An 18,869-nucleotide genomic window follows, 5' to 3' on the forward strand; every position below is an offset into this window, starting at 1 on the left:
TCTGAAAACCAAAAGCGCGGATAATTCCGCGCTTTTTTCATTAACTTTAATAACAGAAGTTTTAATCACTACTTGCCAAAATTTTAGCTCCTTCTGGCAATATTGCCTTTAGTTCAGTCTTTGTGAATAAACCTTGTGCTTCAGGATTTACCGTTAAAGCTTCTGGATATTGCCGCCAAAAATTTTTATCCGCTTCTAATTGTGTCACATTCGGTGGCCAAAAATCATTCTGAGCTTTAAATAACAAATCATTCCCTGAGCGTTCCCCGGATAGATATGCTTCGAAATCCGTGGTGTTTATTTCAAAAACTCGCCTCACAGAAGCAATACCAAGTTCAAAAAACGTATAGTATTTTCCATCATGCTCCCGAATATAAAGATTGTCTGGCGTATGGACTTCCTTAAAGTTCTCATATTCTTCCCATGCTATTTTTGTTAAGCCCATTTTAATTATCACCTAATTTTCTAATTGTAAATTGTCCCCAAGGCACCTCATCAATGACTGCTTCGGGCATATCGCCTGGATAAGTGCGGCCACCTGGTTTCCAATATCCTTTAAAAGCTGACGCTTCGTTACCACTTGGAACTTTCAAATTTTTAATTGAATCATAAGGAATTTCTATTGTCACAGGTGTATTACCTAAATCACCAGGATGTAATTCTAGCAAATCTTCAAGAAGTCTAGGGTTGCCTTAATATTGCTCTTCTCAGTTTTCAGACGACCCCATCATCAAATCCAAGTAAATCCACCATTCACCCTTAAGAAATGATATGCATTCTTTCCTATGTTAAGATAAACGTCTTTACAACCTCATACAAAGGACAAGAATCATGAAAAAAATCATCTTCGCCGCACTCGCAGCAACAGCCATCGGTACTGCCTCCGCCGCCACTTACAAAGTGGACGAACACCACGCCAACGCCCGTTTTGCCATCGACCACTTCAACACCAGCACCAACATCGGCGGTTTCTACGGTCTGACCGGCTCCGTCGATTTCGATCAAGCAAAACGCACCGGCAAAATCGACATTACCATTCCCGTTGCCAACCTGCAAAGCGGTTCGCAACACTTCACCGACCACCTGAAATCCGCCGACATCTTTGATGCCGCCAAATATCCGAACATCCGCTTTGTTTCCACCAAATTCAACTTCAACGGCAAAAAACTGCTCTCCGTTGACGGCAATCTGACCATGCACGGCAAAACCGCCCCCGTCAAACTCAAAGCCGAAAAATTCAACTGCTACCAAAGCCCGATGGCGAAAACCGAAGTTTGCGGCGGCGACTTCAGCACCACCATCGACCGCACCAAATGGGGCGTGAACTATCTGGTTGATGCAGGCATGACCAAAACCGTCCGCATCGACATCCAACTTGAAGCCGCCAAACAATAAGCCGCGGCGCAACACAAAAGGTCGTCTGAAACGAAGTTCGCTGTATCCGTTTTCAGACGACCTTAAAATATTTCACAACGCCTTTTAGAGATTTCACATAAAATCCGCGATAATAACGTTTAATTTTCACACTACGAGAAACACTCCAATGAACAAAACCCTTAAACTCACTTTCGCCGCCCTTGCCCTTGCCGCAGCCTTCAACGCCCAAGCCGAGACACACGCCGTCATCGAAACCAATATGGGCAACATCAGCCTGTCGCTCGACGAAACCAAAGCACCGAAAACCGTCGCCAACTTCGTCAACTACGCCCGCAAAGGCTTTTACGACAACACCGTCTTCCACCGCGTTATCGACGGCTTCATGATTCAAGGTGGCGGCTTTACCCCTGATCTTGCCCAAAAAGCCACCGACAAAGCCATCAACAACGAAGCGGACAACGGCTTGAAAAACACCGTCGGCACCATCGCCATGGCGCGTACCGGCGATCCTAATTCCGCCACCAGCCAGTTCTTCATCAACACTGCCGACAACGCATTCCTCGACTTCAAAAACAAAACCCCGCAAGGCTACGGCTATGCCGTCTTCGGCAAAGTGACTTCGGGCATGGATGTCGTGCAGCAAATCAGCAAAACCCCGACTGCAACACGCGGCTTCCACCAAAACGTCCCCGTCAAACCGGTCATCATCAAGCGTGTAACCATCGGCAAATAAATCGTAAACCGACTTCTTCGACAGAATACGGTTTCAATCCAAACCCGATAGAAAAGGTCGTCTGAAAATCAAATTTTCAGACGACCTTTCGTTTACGTTTGAAACTTAATGCTCCAGCCCCTCGATATTGATTTCGACGACTTTGTCGGTTTTATCCTCCGGCAAAAGCAGGTTCAGGATAACTGCCGTGATGCCGCCGGCGGAAATGGAGTTTTGAAACAAGACAGGCAGGTTCTTAAACACTTCCGGCTCAAACGCCACGCCCAAGCCCAGACCGACCGACGTTGCCGCAATTACCGCCTCGCGTCTGCGGATACCGTGACTGACCAAAATCCGCACGCCCGCAATCGCAATCAAGCCGAACATCAAAACCATCGCACCGCCTAAAACCGGACTCGGAATCGTCGTAAACGCGCGTCCGACCACGGGGAACAAACCCAGCAACACCAAAATCACGGCAATATATTTGCCCACATGGCGCGAAGCCACGCCGGTCATCTGAATCACGCCGTTGTTTTGCGCGAAGGTGGTCAGAGGCAGCGAACCCAAAGCCGTCGCAATTACCGATACCAAGCCGTCCGCCAATACGCCGCCGCGCAAGCGTTTGGTGTATTCCTCGCCTTCAATCGGCTGGTCGGATACCATTGCCGTCGCGGTCAAATCGCCGACCGCCTCAAACACGCTCAACAGGAAAATCGCACCCGCCACAATAAATGCGTGCCAGTCAAAAGCAAAACCATATTTAAACGGTACGGGCAGCGTAACCAACGGCAGGTTTTGCAGCGCGGAAAAATCCACCTTGCCCAAAAACAGCGCGACGATGTAGCCGACAATCAACCCGACTGCGATGCCGCTCATACGCAGCAGCGGATTTTTCATGCAGTTGAATATCAACACAATCAGCAACACCAGCGACGCCAGCCCCAAGTTTTCCATCGAGCCGAACGTGCCGTTCGCCTTCGCGCCGAAGCCGCCGCCGAAATCGGTAATGCCGACGTGTACCAAACTCAGACCAATCAGCATCACAACCACGCCGCTGACCGTAGGCGTAATCACTTTTTTCAAATACGGCAGAAGCCACGCCGAGAAACACACCAAAAACGCGCCGACAAACGATACGCCCAGCAGCGTCGAAATCATCGCATCCTTGGTCAAACCGCCCTCTTTCATCCCCGCGCCCAGCGCAATCATGACGGTAACGAACGAGAAATTCACCGACTGGATAGACAGCATCCCCGAACCGACCGGCCCGAAGCGGTTGACCTGCAAATAAGTGCCGACACCCGACGCAACCATCGCCATCGACACGAGATACGCCGTCATCTCCACCGGCAATTCCAGCGCGCCGCCCACAATCAGCGCGGGCGTAATCATCGGCACAAAAATCGCCAGAAGATGCGTTATCGCGCTTAATAAGGCATTTCCGAATGGCGGTTTGTCTTCCAAACCGTACACCAAATCGGGTGAATCCGCCTGTTTTTTCATTGTTCCAGCCATTGCAGTCTTCCTGTCCGCCGTGAAGCGTTAAAAATTTTTAAGAAACGAAATTGTAGCGAATCAAAGATTCCTTATCAATTCAAATACTCCAGCGCAAAAACATCTTCAGTTGCCCAAACTCAAATTTCTTTGAATTTCCGCTCTAGGCAATCCCTCATTTTCAGGCAGCCTTCATACGCTTAACACATTTTAATTCTTGACAGCACTTCCACCGCCAAAAACCAATAATTTTATGATTATAAAAAATATTATTTATTAAGATATGATAGCCCTTAAGCTTCCAAACCAACCGCCCGGCCGATATGTTTCACACAAACAACAAAGTAAGCTACAATCCCAAGCATAATCGACCTCACACAATGAATAAAAAGGTTTCCGTATGTTACAAGGTAGCTTGGTTGCCCTGATTACACCCATGAATCAAGACGGCAGCATCCATTACGAACAACTCCGCGATCTGATCGATTGGCACATCGAAAGCGGTACTGACGGCATCGTCGCCGTCGGCACGACAGGCGAATCCGCCACCCTCTCCGTCGAAGAACATTTAAGCGTAATCGAAGAAACGGTCAAACACGTCAACAAACGCGTTCCCGTTATCGCCGGCACCGGCGCCAACAACACCCTTGAAGCCATCGCACTCTCCCGCGCCGCCGAAAAAGCCGGCGCAGACTACACCCTTTCCGTCGTCCCCTATTACAACAAGCCCTCCCAAGAAGGCATTTACCAACATTTCAAAACCATCGCCGAAGCCACTTCGATTCCGATGATTATCTACAACGTACCCGGCCGCACCGTCGTCAGCATGACCAACGACACCATCCTGCGCCTTGCCAAAATCCCGAATATCGTCGGCGTCAAAGAAGCCAGCGGCAATATCGGCAACAATCTCGAACTGATCAAACACGCACCAGAAGGCTTCACCATCCTTTCCGGCGACGACCCAACCGGTCTGCCCTTCATGCTCTGCGGCGGACACGGCGTCATCACTGTTGCCGCCAATGTCGCCCCCAAACTCTTCGCCGACATGTGCCGCGCCGCCCTTGCAGGAGATATTGCGACCGCTCGTCAATTAAATGACCGCCTGATTCCGATTTATAACACTATGTTCTGCGAACCAAGCCCTGCCGCGCCCAAATGGGGCGTATCCGCGTTGGGCAAATGCGAACCTTATGTCCGCCTGCCGCTCGTTTCCCTGACCGAAGCCGGACAGGCAAAAGTCCGCGCCGCATTGCAAGAATCCGGACAACTCACCGCATAAACCGCAAAGGTCGTCTGAAAACCGTTTCCAAGTTTTCAGACGACCTGCCGTTAACCCATCACATCCCACAGGAAACCAATATGACCTATATGAAACCTGTCGTCGTAGCAATCGCCCTGATCAGTATGACCGCTTGTTCGGGCAACAAAAAAGACCTGCCCAAGCTGGATTACCAAACCCAGACCCGAAAAATCGTCAAATTAGAAGTACCGCCTGATTTGAACAATCCCGATCAAGGCAACCTCTATCAAGTACCCGCCGGCAGCGGTGCCGTCCGCGCCAGCGATTTGAGCCGCCGCACATCGGCAACCCAACAAGCCGCCAATTCTGAAGTCCTCAAATCCGTCAAAGGCGTCCGTTTGGAGCGTGACGGCAACCAACGCTGGGTTGAAGTCCAAGGCAAATCCCCTGCCGAAATTTGGCCTCTGTTGAAAGCATTCTGGCAAGAAAACGGCTTCGACATCAAATCCGAAGAACCCGGCATCGGTCAAATGGAAACCGAATGGGCCGAAAACCGCGCCAAAATCCCGCAAGACGGTCTGCGCCGCCTCCTGGACAAAGTCGGTATGGGCGGTGTCTATTCCACCAGCGAGCGCGATAAATTCATCATCCGCATCGAACAAGGCAGAAACGGTACAACCGACATCTTCTTTGCCCACAAAGGCATGAAAGAAGTTTACGCCGACAAGAAAAAAGACACGACCATGTGGCAGCCTGCCGCCAACGACCCAAATCTTGAAGCCGCCTTCCTCGCACGCTTCATGCAATACTTGGGCGTTGACCAGCAACAAGCTGAAAACGCGCTGACCCAAAGCGTTGCCAAACGCAGCGGCAACGATTTGGCTCGAATCGACGGCAACACCCTGCTCGTCTCCGGCGACTACGGCCGCAACTGGCGCCGCACCGCGCTCGCCCTCGACCGCATCGGCTTGAACGTCTTGGGTCAAAACATGGAACGCCACGCTTTCTTGGTTCAACAAGCACCTACCGAAAGTGAAGCCGTTTCCACGAAAAAACCGGGCTTCTTCGGCCGTATGTTGGGCAAAGGTAAAAAAGCCGAAAAACCTGCCGCCTATCCCGAAATCATCGTATTCGTTGAACCTGTCAACGGCGGTTCACGCATCAGCCTCTTGAATAAAGACGGCAGCGCGTACAAAGGCAGCGATGCCTCTACGCTCCTCAGCCGCCTGCACACAGAGCTGCGTTAAGCAATCCGGTATGACAAAAGGTCGTCTGAAAACCTGAAACATGGTTTTCAGACGACCTTTTTCTTTGAATCGGTTTTATAGTGGATTAAATTTAAATCAGGACAAGGCGACGAAGCCGAAGACAGTACAGATAGTACGGCAAGGCGAGGCGAGGCAATGCCGTACCGGTTTAAAGTTAATCCACTATAAAAATGCACCATGACGGCTGGAGGGTACAGCCGTCACGGTGCCATTCAAACTGTTTTCATCTGTTTAAAACGTAGGGGTCGTCTGAAAACCATACAAGCCTTACAGCAACACTTTCTCTACGCCGCCGTTGTTGGCTTTTTTCACAAACTCGTCCAGCCAGTTTTCGCCGAGGATATGTTTCGCCATTTCGATAACGATGTAGTCGGCAGGCATGTCGTTGTCGTCGACGTAGCGGCTCAGGCCTTGCAGACACGCCGGGCAGGAGGTGAGCATTTTGACGGGTTCGCCCTGCGGCAGCTCTTTGAGGTTTTTCTCGATTTCTTCCTGTTTGCGGAATTTGACTTGGGTGGCGATGTCGGGGCGTTTGACGGCGAACATGCCGGATTCGCCGCAGCAGCGGTCGCTTAAGACGACTTTCTGCCCCATGAGGCTGCTTGCCATTTGGGTGGCGTTCATGGTTTTGATGGGCGTGTGGCAGGGGTCGTGGTAGAGGTATTGCTGACCTTTTACGCCGTTCAGTTTCACACCTTTTTCGAGCAGGTATTCGTGGATGTCGATGATGCGGCAGCCGGGGAAGATTTCTTCGAAGCGGTATTTTTCGAGCTGGTCGTAGCAGGTACCGCAACTGACGACGACGGTTTTGATGTCGAGGTAGTTGAGGGTGTTCGCCATGCGGTGGAAGGCGACGCGGTTGTTGGTACTCATCTGCTCGGCTTTTGCCTTGTTGCCGCCCGCGTCCTGCGGATAGCCGCAACACATATAGCCGGGCGGCAGGACGGTTTGTACACCGACGTGCCAGAGCATGGCTTGAACGGCGAGTCCGATTTGGCTGAACAGGCGTTCGGAACCGCAGCCGGGGAAGTAGAACACGGCTTCGGCATCTTCCGGCGCGGCGGGATTGCGGATGATGGGGATGCTTTTGTCGTCTTCGATGCCGAGCATGGAACGCGGTGTTTTGGCAGGCACGCTTTTGGGCAAAGGACGGTTGATGAAGTGGATGATTTGTTCTTTGACCGGAGCGGTGCCGACGGTGGCTTTGGGTTCGGCTTTTTGTTTTTTAGTGCCGACGGGCAGCAGTTTGCCGATTTTGTAGGCGAAGTTCTGCGCAGGGAAACCGGTCTGTATCATGGCAGCGCGCAGGGCTTTGATGGTTTTCGGACCGGTGGCGTTCAGGAATGCCATGCCCATCGATGCGGCGGGTGCAAAGCGTTTGTGGCCGGAATCGGCAAGGTAGTTGCGGATGGCTACGGTTACGTCGCCGAAGTCGATGTTGACGGGGCAGGGTTTGACGCAGCGGTGACACACGGTGCAGTGGTCGCCGATGTCCATCAGTTCTTCAAAGTGTTTGATGGAAACGCCGCGGCGGGTTTGCTCTTCGTATAAGAATGCTTCGGTCAACAGCCCCACGCCGAGGATTTTGTTGCGCGGACTGTACAGCAGGTTGGCGCGCGGAACATGGGTGGAGCAGACGGGTTTGCATTTGCCGCAGCGCAGGCAGTCTTTGACGGAATCGGCGATGGTGCCGAGGTCTGATTTTTCCATAATCAGCGATTCCGCGCCCAAAAGCTCGAAGGACGGCGTGTAGGCGTTGCGTAAGTCCGAACCTTTCATCAGTTTGTGACGGTTGAAGGTGTGCTTGGGATCGACTTGGTTTTTGTAGTCCCAAAACGGCTGCAAATCTTCATCGGTCAGAAATTCGAGCTTGGTGATGCCGATGCCGTGTTCGCCGGAAATCACGCCGCCGAGCGAGCGGGCGAGTTTCATGATGCGCTCGACCGAACGGTAGGCCGTCTGAAGCATTTGGGCGTCGTCTGAATTGACGGGGATATTGGTGTGGACATTGCCGTCGCCGGCGTGCATGTGCAGGGCAACGAAGACTCTGCCGCGCACGGTTTTGGCGTGGATTTTGCCCAAACCTTCGATGATTTTGGTGTCAGTTTTGCCGCTGAAGATTTCGGCGAGCGGTTTCATTACGTCTTCTTTGACGGACACGCGCAGGCGGAAGTCGCGGAATGCGGTGAAACAGCTCTCGTCGTCTTTGGCTTCGGGCGCGGCATGGACGGTTGCGCCGTAGCGGGCTTTGTAGTCGGCAAGCGGCGTATCCAGATTAGCGAGCAACCAGTCCCAACGCGCTTTGACGGCGGAAACGTGGGCAAGGGCGTGTTTGCCGCGTTCGCCCAAAAGTTCGGCAGTCGGCAGATCCGTGCCCATTTTGTCGATGGGGAGTTTGCCGGAAAGATATTGCTCCAATGCGGCGCAGAGGGTGAGTTTGTTTTGGATGGAAAGCTCGATGTTGATGCGTTCGATACCGTCCGAATACTCGCCCAGCCGTTCCAGCGGAATCACCACGTCTTCGTTGATTTTAAAGGCGTTGGTGTGCTTGGCGATGGCGGCGGTGCGGCTGCGGTCGAGCCAGAAGGTTTTGCGCGCTTCGGGCGACACGGCGATAAAGCCTTCGCCGTCGCGGGCGCGGGCAAGTTCGCAGATGTGTTCGGCGGCTGCCTCTACGGCGGCTTCGTCGTCTGAAACCACGTCCGCCAGCAAGACCATTTTCGGCCGCCCCTTACCTGCCGCTTTGGTGGCGTAGCCGACGGCACGGACATAACGCCAGTCCAAATGTTCCAAACCCGCCAGCCGCACGCTGTCGTGGGCGAGCAGGAAATCGCGGATTTCGACGATAGAAGGTGTAGCAGTAGCGACCGTGCCGAAAAACTCCATACACACGGTGCGCGTGTATTTCGGCATTTTATGTAACACGAAGGCGACGCTGGTGATGATGCCATCCGTGCCTTCTTTCTGCACGCCGGGCAGGCCGCTCAAGAATTTGTCGGTAACGTCTTTGCCCAAACCGACTTTGCGGAATTTGTGGCCGGGGATTTCCAAGCGTTCGGTTTTAACGATATTGAGGCCGTCTGAATCCAGCGTGTGAACGTCGAACACGGCGGTTTCTTCGTCGTGGATTTTGCCGAAATTGTGGCGCACGCGCTCGATGCGCAGCCATTCGCCCTGCGGGTTGACCATCTGCCAGTAGGCGAGGTTGTCCAACGCCGTCCCCCACAGCACGGCTTTTTTGCCGCCCGCGTTCATCGCTACATTGCCGCCCACGCAGGACGCATCGGCGGAAGTCGGATCGACGGCGAACACCAAACCCGCCTGATGCGCGGTTTCTTCCACCCGCCGCGTAACCACGCCCGCGCCGCAATGGATAATCGGATATTTGCCGTCCAAACCCGCCAGTTCGACAAATTCGACGCCGCGATGCTTGTCCAGCTTTTCCGTATTGATGACCGCGCTGTTTGCATCCAAAGGCACGGCGCCGCCGGTATAACCCGTGCCGCCGCCGCGCGGGATAATGACCAAATCCAGCTCGATTAAGGCGCGCACCAAAGGCGCGACTTCCGCCTCCGTATCGGGATTGACGACGACAAACGGATATTCGACGCGCCAGTCGGTCGCATCGGTAACGTGCGTTACCCGCGCCAGCCCGTCAAACATAATATTGTGCGGCTTGGTGATTTTGCTCAAACGCTCCAAAATCTGCCGCCGCTTTTGGCGCGTTTCGTCAAAGCTACCGTCAAAACGTTCGACCGCCTTTTCCGCCGCAGCGATCAACACATCGACTTGCGGATTGTCATCGCGGCGTTTGCGGATTTCGTTCAAACGGTGGTGCATTTCACGCACCAGCGCGGCGCGGCGTTTCGGATGCTCCAGCAAATCATCGACCAGATACGGATTGCGCACGACCACCCAAATATCACCCAACACTTCAAACAGCATCCGCGCCGAACGCCCCGTCCTGCGCTGTCCGCGCAAGTCCTGCAGAATCTGCCACGCCTCATCGCCCAACAGGCGGATGACGATTTCACGGTCGGTGTAGGAAGTATAGTTGTAGGGAATTTCCCGAATACGCTGCGGGGCGGTAGTCGTGGTCATGGTGGCGGTGTGTCCGTATGATTATTGGTACGGCGAAACTGCGGAAAGCTGCGGCATGATTTCGCCGTATTTTTATGAAAAGGTCGTCTGAAAGCGCAACTTCAACGAAGTTATAGTGGATTAACTTTAAATCAGGACAAGGCGACGAAGCCGCAAACAGTACAGATAGTACGGAACCGATTCACTTGGTGCTTCAGCACCTTAGAGAATCGTTCTCTTTGAGCTAAGGCGAGGCAACGCCGTCCTGGTTTAAAGTTAATCCACTATAAAATGATTTTCAAAACAATCAGAACAACTCGTTGGAAAAGCGATAATGTAGTTTAAATTCCGATGTTTTTCAACGGAAAAGGCGAAAAATGTTTCAATAGGAATAATTTTCAAAAAGCAAATATTGTTGACAATTTAAAGGTAAAAAGACTTTTCAGACGACCTTCGACGCCGTCGCGCTTGAGTTTTCCCGTAAAACAGTTATAATGCCACTCTCTTACGGCGGGTCTCCCCGCATGGTAATTCGGAACACCGGGTCAGGGGCGGAAGCCAGCAGCCCACTCCGATGCGTCAGTGCCGGGGGTCTGGCTCGCCACCCTATTAAAAAACACCGAAGATTAATTGGTCTTCGGTGTTTTTGCTTTTGCAGAATCTGGGATGGGGAAAAGGTCGTCTGAAAATCTATTGAATGTATAGTTAATTAAAAACAAAATAGTACAATACTCAACTTTTAAGGTCTAACCATGGCATACTCTGCGGACTTAAGAAACAAAGCTTTAAACTATTACGAACAATGCAAAAACATCAGCCAAACCGCAGCGACGTTTAACTTGTCAAGAAACACGCTTTACCTGTGGATTCGCCTTAAAAAACAAACAGGCAGCCTAAAACATCAAGTTACCGGTCTAAATGCCGTCAAATTGGATAGGCAAAAACCGGCTCAATATGTTGGGCAACACCCGGATGCCTATCTGCATGAAATCGCCAAACATTTTGATTGTACGGCAGCCGCCGTTTGCTATGCACTCAAACAGATGGGGATGACGCGCAAAAAAAGACCACCACTTACAAAGAACAAGACCCGGCCAAAGTAACGCATTATTTGACACAGCCGGCCGAATTTTCCGACTACCAACGTGTTTATTTGGATGAAACAGGATTTGACCGCTACCTGTTCCGCCCCTATGCCCGCAGCCTGAAAGGGCAAATAGTGAAAGCGCAGATAAGTGGGAAAAGATACCGACGCTTATCTCTGGTGTCCGCACAAGTCGGCAACCGGCTGATTGCTCCGATGGTTTATCAAAATACGATGACCGGAGTCTTTTTTGAAGCGTGGTTTCAGCAATGCCTACTGCCCGCATTGACTCAAAAATCGGTGATTATTTTAGATAATGCGCGATTTCACCGTATGGGTGTCTTACGGGAAATGGCGGAAAAATGGGGACATAAGGTATTGCCTCTTGCACCTTATTCACCTGAGCTCAACCCGATTGAGAAGGTGTGGGCGAATATTAAGCGGTATCTGCGAACCGTATTGTCTGATTACGCCCGATTTGACGATGCGTTACTGTCCTATTTTAATTTTAATTGACTATACCTACTCGAATAACAGCAAGGCATTGCATCCGTTTGTGCCGGCAAGGCAACATCAAGCATTTTTCTCGTTGGCACGCCCTAAGTAAATAGCAATCAGGGTCAACACGGCGCCGCTCCATTGGTGGGCGTTAATCGGTTTATCCAACCAAAAATAGTCTATCAACAAAGCGGCGACAGGCTCGGAGAGCAGCAGCAGTCCGGTCAGCGAGAATGACAATAAGGGAATGGCGTAGGCTATCATGCCCCATGCGAAACACTGCATCACTGCGCCGTAAATCAATACCAGTCCGATATCGCGCATGGTGGCGGGATAGAGGGCGTGGCTGTCAAACAGTATGGACGGGATGATGAGGGATAACGCGCCGCCAAAGCTCAAAATCATCATCATGGGGAACAGGGAGGTTTTCTCGATTTGGTGGGTTTTGTGGATACACACCATAGACAATGCAAGCATCCCGCCCGAAGTGATGCCGCTGATAAAGCCCCAGACGGCGTTGCCGTTGTGTCCAAACTCAGGACTGCCGATAAGGGCGACGCCGCTGATGGCGAGAATGAGACTGAACATTTGCGATTTGCTCAAGCGTTCGCCGAAAAAGAAGAAACCGATGGCGGAGAGGAAAAATATCTGCAAGCTGTTGAGCAAGGTGGAAATACCGGGACCGACGGCATGTATGCTTTCGTGCCACAGCGACAGGTCAAATGCCAGAAACACGCCGGAGAGCATGGCGGTGTAGATGGCTTTTCTGCTTTTGGGCAGCTTTTGCCCAAAGAGGCGCGACAGCAGCCAGAAAATCACCGCCGCTATCGCCAGCCGCCAAAATGCGATGGCGTAAGAGCCGATTTCGACAAACTTGACAATCAAGCTGCCTAATCCGAAAACGACGCAGCCGACGACCAGCAAAGGGGCGGCATGCGAATGATGCGGCTTATTCATAACGTTCTCTATTCTCTTTGTTTTATAGTGGATTAACTTTAAACCAGTACGGCGTTGCCTCGCCTTAGCTCAAAGAGAACGATTCTCTAAGGTGCTGAAGCACCAAGTGAATCGGTTCCGTACTATCTGTACTGTCTGCGGCTTCGTCGCCTTGTCCTGATTTAAATTTAATCCACTATATAAGGCGGATTTGAAATCCGTCGGTTTTATGGGTATTGCTATACAGCCGGTTTGCAGAAAGGTCGTCTGAAAACGTGCAACCTGCTTTTCAGACGACCTTTTTACATCCTTTTCACATCAATCCTGCATCAGCCAATATTGCAGGCCGATTAGGGTTTTGCCGTCTTTGATTTCGTTGTGTGCCAAAGCGGTGCGGGCTTCTTCCTTGCTCATCAGGACGGTTTCGGTGATTTCGTCTTCGTCGTTGCTCAGAGTGCTGCCGAGGCGCACGCCTTCTGCTTGGTAGAAGTACATTTTTTCGTCGCAGAAGCCGATGGCAGTGTAGAAGCTGCTGATGAGTTTGACGCGGTCGGCGGTGTACGGGGTTTCTTCCGCCAGCTCGCGCAGGGCGCATTCGGCGGGGTCTTCGCCTGCATCGAGTTTGCCGGCGGGCAGCTCGAGCGTGGCAGCGTCTGCGGCGTAACGCCATTGGCGCACGAGTACGGCTTTGCCCTCTTCGGTAACCGCCAAAACGCAGGCCGCGCCAGGATGGCGGATGACGATGCGCTGGCTTTCGTTGCCGTTGGGCAGGCGGACTTTGTCGCGGTTGATGGTAACAAATGAGCCTTGGTAAATTGATTCGCTGCTGAGTTTGGTTTCTTTCAAATCCATTTGCGTGTTCTCTTTATTAAATTGTGGTACGGGGTTGTCTGAAAATCGGGAATGGGTTTCAGACGACCTTATTGTGTCAAGAAGGTCGTCTGAAACGAGCGAAGCGGGTTTTGCCAAAACGATTTTGTCGTTTTTAAACCTTGCTGCGTTCGATTTCAATGCCGACTTCTTTGACATCGGGCAGGATGCCGGGCTTGATGATTCTGACGCGTACACTCAACGCGCTGAAATTGTCGAGAATCAGCTTGGCGATGTGTTCCGCCAATGATTCGAGCAAAAGGAAACTTTGTTCGGCAAGGCTTGCCCTGACGGCTTCGCAGACTTCGCCGTAGTGGACGGTATTGCCGATGTGGTCGTCTTGGCCGCTTTGTTCGGGGATGCCGATGTCCAAATCCAAAATCAGGGTTTGGGGGCGTTCGCGTTCCCAGTCGTACACGCCGATTAAGGTGTCCGCCTTCATGCCGCGTAAAAAGATTTTGTCCATTTGCCTGCCTGTTTTTTTGATAAAATGAGCGTCCCATTTTAAGTAAAGCATCTGAAATGTTCAATGTATCCGCCGTTATCGCGGCTTATTTAATCGGTTCGCTGTCGTTTGCCGTCATTGTTTCCAAATATTACGGCATGGACGATCCGCGCACTTACGGCTCGGGCAACCCTGGCGCGACCAATGTTTTGCGCAGCGGCAAGAAAAAAGCGGCGGCGCTGACTTTGCTGGGCGACGCGCTCAAAGGTTTGGTGGCGGTGATTTTGGCACGCTGTCTGCAAGATGCTTTGAATCTGTCGGACATCGCCATAGCCGCAGTTGCCGTAGCTGCACTGGTCGGACATATGTGGCCGCTGTTTTTCGGCTTTAAAGGCGGCAAGGGTGTGGCAACTGCTTTGGGCGTATTGCTGGCGCTTTCTCCCGCAATGGCTTTGGTTTGCGCGGCGATTTGGCTGGTGATGGCGTTCGGCTTTAAAGTGTCCTCGCTCGCCGCACTCGCTGCCACCGTAGCCGCGCCACTCGTCGCCTTTTGGCTGATGCCTTACCCTTCTTGGGCTTGGGCGACCGTCGTCATCGCCGTGCTGGTGTTGTACCGCCATAAAAGCAATATCCAAAACCTGCTTCAAGGCAAAGAAGGCAAAATCGGAGACAAGGCGGACAAACCTTAAACCTGATTTTATTTTTCAGACGACCTGTCCGATTGCGGAATGAACCAAGGTCGTCTGAAAACCTTTCAATCTACGCTGCGGCATGCCCTTAACCTGCCGGCAGGTATCGAAAACCGATTTAATCCATTATAATCAAGCTCTTTTGTTTCACAGCCGAACTTCCATGCCGAAACGCTCGTTCAAAACCGTCCTGACCGCCTTTACTTTGGCCGCGCTGTCTGCCTGCTCGCTGGTCAAGTATCAGCCTGTCGCCACCATCAATAAAATTGATATGAACCAAGGCTATCGTTTTGAAACCAGCCAGTTTCGGCGCGAAGAAGACGACACCTTCATCATCCTGATGCTCTCCGGCGACGGCACGCGCGCGGCGGCGTTGGGCTACGGCGTGTTGGAACAGCTTCAGCAGCAAAAAGTTACCATCGGCGGCAAAAGCAAATCGCTGATGTCCAATGTCGATTTGGTGGTCGGCGTATCCGGCGGCTCCGTCCTCGCCGCCTACTTCGCGCTCAAAGGCGAAGAAACCATCCCCATGTTTTACAAGCGTTTCCTTCACCAAAACTTCCAACGCCAAGTCGTCAAACAAGCCTTCTCCATGACCAACCTGCCCCGCCTTGCCTCGCCCGAATACGGACGCGGCGACCTCTTGCAGGAGCAGTTTGAAAACCACCTTTTCGGTAAAGCCACCTTCCGCGATTTGGAAAAATACGGCAAAGGCCCGTTCGCCATCATTTCCGCCACCGACATGGGCGCGGGCGAACGCCTGAACTTCACGCAAGAATACTTCGACCCCATGTGTCTCGACTTGGGCGGTTTGCGCCTTGCCCGCGCCGTTGCCGCCTCTAGCTCCGTGCCTATGGTGTTCGCTCCGATTACCCTCAACAACAACGGCGGCAACTGCGGCTACATCCTGCCGCCGCAGCTGCAAATGACCGGCCTTGAGTCCCAAAAGCAGCAAAACGCCACTTATCAAGAGTTTAAAAACAGGTTCAACAAATACAGCGACAGCAAAACCCGCCCTTACATCCACCTGATAGACGGCGGGCTGACCGACAACCTCGGCATGCGCAGCCTTTTGGACATGACCGAAATCTATCCCGACAAAGTGTTGGAACAACAAATCCGCAGCCGCAACCTGCGCCACATCGTCGTCATCAGCGTCAACGCCCAAAACCAAATCAGCAGCAATATGGACAAAACCGCAGCCGTACCCGGATTCCGCGACGTCGTTACCGCCATCGTCAACATCCCCATCGACCAATACACCCAAGAATCCCTGCGCCGCTTCCGCGCCTTTGTCGATCAACGTAACGAAGCCAACCAACAAAGCGGCGACGGAATCAGCTTCTCCTTCGTCAGCCTCAACCTCAAAGACCTGCCGCCGTCCGCGTTGCGTGACAAAGTGTTAAACATTCCCACCAGCTTCTACCTCCCGCCCGAAGACGTGGACAACCTGCGAACCGCCGCAGCCGAGCTGATGAAACAGTCCCAAGACTACCAAAAACTGCTGCAAGAATTTGCCGCACACCCCAACCCCGAAACCATCTTCGCCGAGCCGCCGCCACCCGATCCCAAAGACGGCAAAGCAGCCAAAAAACAAAACAAACCCATCGAATAACCATACCACAACCATTTTCAGACGACCCATAAAACCCAAGAGGTCGTCTGAAACACCAAAACGGAACACCCCAATCATGAACGACAAAAACAGCCCCATCGTTACCGACATCAACCGCCCCGTCCTCGTCCCGCCCGGCGGCAATAAAAAAGTCCTCTTGCATTCCTGCTGCGCCCCGTGCAGCGGCGAAGTGATGGAAGCCATGCTCGCCAGCGGCATCGACTACACCATCTACTTCTACAACCCCAACATCCACCCGCTCAAAGAATACATGTTGCGCAAAGAAGAAAACATGCGCTTCGCCGACAAATTCGGCATCCCCTTCATCGACAAAGACGACGACTACGAAAACGACCGCAAAGAATGGTTTGCCAAAGCCAAAGGCATGGAATTCGAACCCGAACGCGGCATCCGCTGCACCATGTGTTTCGACATGCGTTTCGAAAAAGCCGCCCAATACGCCCACGAAAACGGCTTCCCCGTCTTCACCAGCTCGCTGGGCATTTCCCGCTGGAAAAACATGGCGCAAATCAACGACTGCGGCCACCGCGCCGCCGCACCCTACGACGACGTCGTCTATTGGGATTTCAACTGGCGCAAAGGCGGCGGCAGCGCGCGCATGATCGAAATCAGCAAACGCGAACACTTCTACCAACAAGAATACTGCGGCTGCGCCTACTCCCTGCGCGACTCCAACGCCCACCGCAAATCGCAAGGCCGCATCCCCATCAAACTCGGCGTACTGTATTACGGCGACGAATCCACACAATACGAACCCTCGCCTGACGAACAGACAGCCAAAATCGTTGTGGACAAATAATTGATATCGGTTTTATATGAAGAAAAAGGTCGTCTGAAAGATTTTCAGACGACCTTTTCAGCATTTACCCATTCAAAAAAAGTAACACCCGCCCGTCTAACCGTGTTCTAATAATGCTTTACATTTACGCTGAACGAGAGAAAAGCCATGACCGCACCTCAAACGCCCGTTATCCGCTCCCTGCTCGACACCGACCTGTACAAGTTCACCATGCTTCAGGTGATACTGCACCAATTCCCCCAAACCCACAGCCTTTATGAGTTCCGCTGTCGCAACAAAGACATGGTTTACCCGCTTGCCGACATCCAAAGCGACTTGGAACGAGAACTCGACGCGCTCTGCCAACTGCGCTTCACCCACGACGAACTCGACTACCTGCGCAGCCTGCGCTTCATCAAAAGCGACTTTGTCGACTATCTCGAACTCTTCCAGCTTCAACGCCGCTTCGTCAAAGTCAGCCCCGATTTAGAAGGTCGTCTGAATATCCGCATCGAAGGCCCCATGATTCAGGCGATGTTCTTTGAAATCTTCATCCTCGCCATCGTCAACGAACTCTACTTCCGCCGTCTCGAAACCCCCGCCGTCATCGAAGAAGGCGAACGCCGCCTCCAAGCCAAAGCGCAACGCCTCAAAGAAATCTCCGCCGCGCAAAACCCCGACGATCCGCCGTTCCTCATCTCCGACTTCGGCACCCGCCGCCGCTACACCCTCGACTGGCAGGAACACGTCATCCGCACCCTGCTTGAAGCCGCCCCCGACATCGTGCGCGGTACCAGCAACGTTTATCTCGCCAAAAAAATCGGCATCACCCCCATCGGCACAATGGCACACGAGTTCCTCCAAGCCTTCCAAGCCCTTGACGTACGCCTGCGCAATTTCCAAAAAGCCGCCCTCGAAAGTTGGGTACACGAATACCGCGGCGACCTCGGTATCGCACTGACCGACGTGGTCGGCATGGACGCCTTCCTGCGCGACTTCGATCTCTATTTCGCTAAACTTTTCGACGGTCTGCGCCACGACAGCGGCGACCCTTATGTATGGGGCGACAAAGCGCATGCGCACTATAAAAAACTCAAAATCGACAGCCGCACCAAAATGCTGACCTTCTCCGACGGTCTGGACATCGAACGCTCATGGGCGTTGCACCAATATTTCAAAGACCGTTTCAAAACCAGCTTTGGTATCGGCACAAACCTTACCAACGACATGGGTCATACCCCGCTGAACATCGTTTTGAAACTTGTCGAGTGCAACGGTCAGTCCGTCGCCAAACTCTCCGACTCCCCGGGCAAAACGATGACCACCAACAACACCTTCCTCGCCTACCTGCGTCAGGTGTTTGACGTTCCCGAGCCGAAGGCAGAGGAGTGATTAATTGAAAAACGGCAAGAGGTCGTCTGAAAACCTTGATTCAAGGTTTTCAGACGACCTTTTTTATAGTGGATTAACAAAAATCAGGACAAGGCGACGAAGCCGCAGACAGTACAGATAGTACGGAACCGATTCACTTGGTGCTTCAGCACCTTAGAGAATCGTTCTCTTTGAGCTAAGGCGAGGCAACGCCGTACTGCCGTACTGGTTTAAAGTTAATCCACTATATCAGACAAATTGACAACAAAACCATCCATTCCAAGCCGCAATCCGCCCTATCCTGATATAGGGCTGTTGTCGTTTATGCAACCATTTCATTTGAGTCATAATGTTGCATTTAAAATTCATTTCAGATATGTCTATT

At 52.3% G+C, this 18,869-nt stretch carries 16 protein-coding genes and 1 other RNA gene; 10 read left to right on the forward strand and 7 right to left on the reverse strand.

What is annotated here, in order from left to right:
- Positions 1–61: 61 nt before the first annotated feature.
- Both ACMYUL_RS00850 and ACMYUL_RS00855 read right to left on the reverse strand, forming a co-directional pair.
- Entirely contained in the window at positions 62–445 is a 384-nt protein-coding gene (locus tag ACMYUL_RS00850; RefSeq protein WP_342031496.1) for a hypothetical protein, read from the reverse strand.
- Position 446: 1 nt separating this feature from the next.
- Positions 447–668 (reverse strand): hypothetical protein, encoded by a 222-nt coding sequence (locus tag ACMYUL_RS00855; protein ID WP_342031495.1) that lies wholly within the window; start codon positions 666–668, stop codon positions 447–449.
- Between the two features lie 163 nt (positions 669–831).
- Between ACMYUL_RS00855 and ACMYUL_RS00860 the strand changes: the two genes are divergently transcribed.
- Together ACMYUL_RS00860 and ACMYUL_RS00865 are read left to right on the forward strand one after the other, a co-directional pair.
- A complete protein-coding gene (locus ACMYUL_RS00860) occupies positions 832–1,395 on the forward strand; it encodes a YceI family protein (RefSeq protein WP_342031494.1) in 564 nt (187 codons plus the stop codon).
- Positions 1,396–1,543: 148 nt separating this feature from the next.
- Positions 1,544–2,110 (forward strand): peptidylprolyl isomerase, encoded by a 567-nt coding sequence (locus tag ACMYUL_RS00865; protein WP_342031493.1) that lies wholly within the window; start codon positions 1,544–1,546, stop codon positions 2,108–2,110.
- 105 nt (positions 2,111–2,215) lie between these two features.
- Here ACMYUL_RS00865 and ACMYUL_RS00870 read toward each other — a convergent pair whose 3' ends face one another.
- Positions 2,216–3,607, reverse strand: a complete 1,392-nt coding sequence (locus ACMYUL_RS00870; RefSeq protein WP_342031492.1) for a nucleobase:cation symporter-2 family protein — start codon at positions 3,605–3,607, stop codon at positions 2,216–2,218.
- Positions 3,608–3,986: 379 nt separating this feature from the next.
- Here ACMYUL_RS00870 and dapA point away from each other — a divergent pair, with 379 nt between their 5' ends.
- The gene (gene dapA / locus ACMYUL_RS00875) at positions 3,987–4,868 is read left to right on the forward strand and encodes a 4-hydroxy-tetrahydrodipicolinate synthase (RefSeq protein ID WP_009311445.1); all 882 of its coding nucleotides are present in this window, start codon (positions 3,987–3,989) and stop codon (positions 4,866–4,868) included.
- Between the two features lie 80 nt (positions 4,869–4,948).
- A complete protein-coding gene (bamC, locus tag ACMYUL_RS00880; protein WP_070514779.1) occupies positions 4,949–6,076 on the forward strand; it encodes an outer membrane protein assembly factor BamC in 1,128 nt (375 codons plus the stop codon).
- Between the two features lie 288 nt (positions 6,077–6,364).
- On the opposite strand, the gene ACMYUL_RS00885 is transcribed toward bamC, so the two are convergent.
- On the reverse strand, positions 6,365–10,198 hold the full coding sequence (locus tag ACMYUL_RS00885; protein WP_342031491.1) for an FAD/FMN-binding oxidoreductase: 3,834 nt from the start codon (positions 10,196–10,198) through the stop codon (positions 6,365–6,367).
- 488 nt (positions 10,199–10,686) lie between these two features.
- Here ACMYUL_RS00885 and ffs point away from each other — a divergent pair.
- Together ffs and ACMYUL_RS00895 are read left to right on the forward strand one after the other, a co-directional pair.
- Positions 10,687–10,783, forward strand: an RNA gene (ffs, locus tag ACMYUL_RS00890) — signal recognition particle sRNA small type.
- Between the two features lie 146 nt (positions 10,784–10,929).
- Positions 10,930–11,777, forward strand: a protein-coding gene (locus tag ACMYUL_RS00895; protein ID WP_415771590.1) for an IS630 family transposase whose coding sequence is annotated in 2 segments (ribosomal slippage) — positions 10,930–11,245 and positions 11,245–11,777 — 849 coding nt in all. Because the reading frame shifts where the segments join, the coding sequence is not laid out codon by codon here.
- Positions 11,778–11,834: 57 nt separating this feature from the next.
- Here ACMYUL_RS00895 and ACMYUL_RS00900 read toward each other — a convergent pair.
- From ACMYUL_RS00900 to folB, 3 genes are all read right to left on the reverse strand, one after another.
- Positions 11,835–12,716, reverse strand: a complete 882-nt coding sequence (locus ACMYUL_RS00900; RefSeq protein WP_415771592.1) for a DMT family transporter — start codon at positions 12,714–12,716, stop codon at positions 11,835–11,837.
- 297 nt (positions 12,717–13,013) lie between these two features.
- On the reverse strand, positions 13,014–13,547 hold the full coding sequence (locus ACMYUL_RS00905; RefSeq protein ID WP_342031512.1) for an NUDIX hydrolase: 534 nt from the start codon (positions 13,545–13,547) through the stop codon (positions 13,014–13,016).
- 133 nt (positions 13,548–13,680) lie between these two features.
- The gene (gene folB / locus ACMYUL_RS00910; RefSeq protein ID WP_342031490.1) at positions 13,681–14,031 is read right to left on the reverse strand and encodes a dihydroneopterin aldolase; all 351 of its coding nucleotides are present in this window, start codon (positions 14,029–14,031) and stop codon (positions 13,681–13,683) included.
- A gap of 56 nt (positions 14,032–14,087) precedes the next feature.
- On the opposite strand from folB, the gene plsY reads away from it, so the two are divergent.
- The 4 genes from plsY to pncB all read left to right on the forward strand — a co-directional run bounded on the left by plsY (position 14,088) and on the right by pncB (position 18,505).
- Positions 14,088–14,699, forward strand: coding sequence for a glycerol-3-phosphate 1-O-acyltransferase PlsY (gene plsY, locus ACMYUL_RS00915; protein ID WP_342031489.1), 612 nt, complete (start codon positions 14,088–14,090; stop codon positions 14,697–14,699).
- A 163-nt stretch (positions 14,700–14,862) separates the two neighbouring features.
- Complete coding sequence (locus tag ACMYUL_RS00920) at positions 14,863–16,314, forward strand: patatin-like phospholipase family protein (RefSeq protein WP_415771595.1); 1,452 nt, start codon at positions 14,863–14,865, stop codon at positions 16,312–16,314.
- Between the two features lie 76 nt (positions 16,315–16,390).
- The gene (locus ACMYUL_RS00925; RefSeq protein WP_415771597.1) at positions 16,391–17,134 is read left to right on the forward strand and encodes an epoxyqueuosine reductase QueH; all 744 of its coding nucleotides are present in this window, start codon (positions 16,391–16,393) and stop codon (positions 17,132–17,134) included.
- Positions 17,135–17,281: 147 nt separating this feature from the next.
- Positions 17,282–18,505 (forward strand): nicotinate phosphoribosyltransferase, encoded by a 1,224-nt coding sequence (gene pncB, locus ACMYUL_RS00930; RefSeq protein ID WP_342031486.1) that lies wholly within the window; start codon positions 17,282–17,284, stop codon positions 18,503–18,505.
- The last annotated feature ends 364 nt before the right edge of the window (positions 18,506–18,869 follow it).

The organism is Neisseria sp. CP9 (assembly GCF_047758525.1).
In the GTDB taxonomy this organism is placed as follows: Bacteria; Pseudomonadota; Gammaproteobacteria; order Burkholderiales; family Neisseriaceae; genus Neisseria.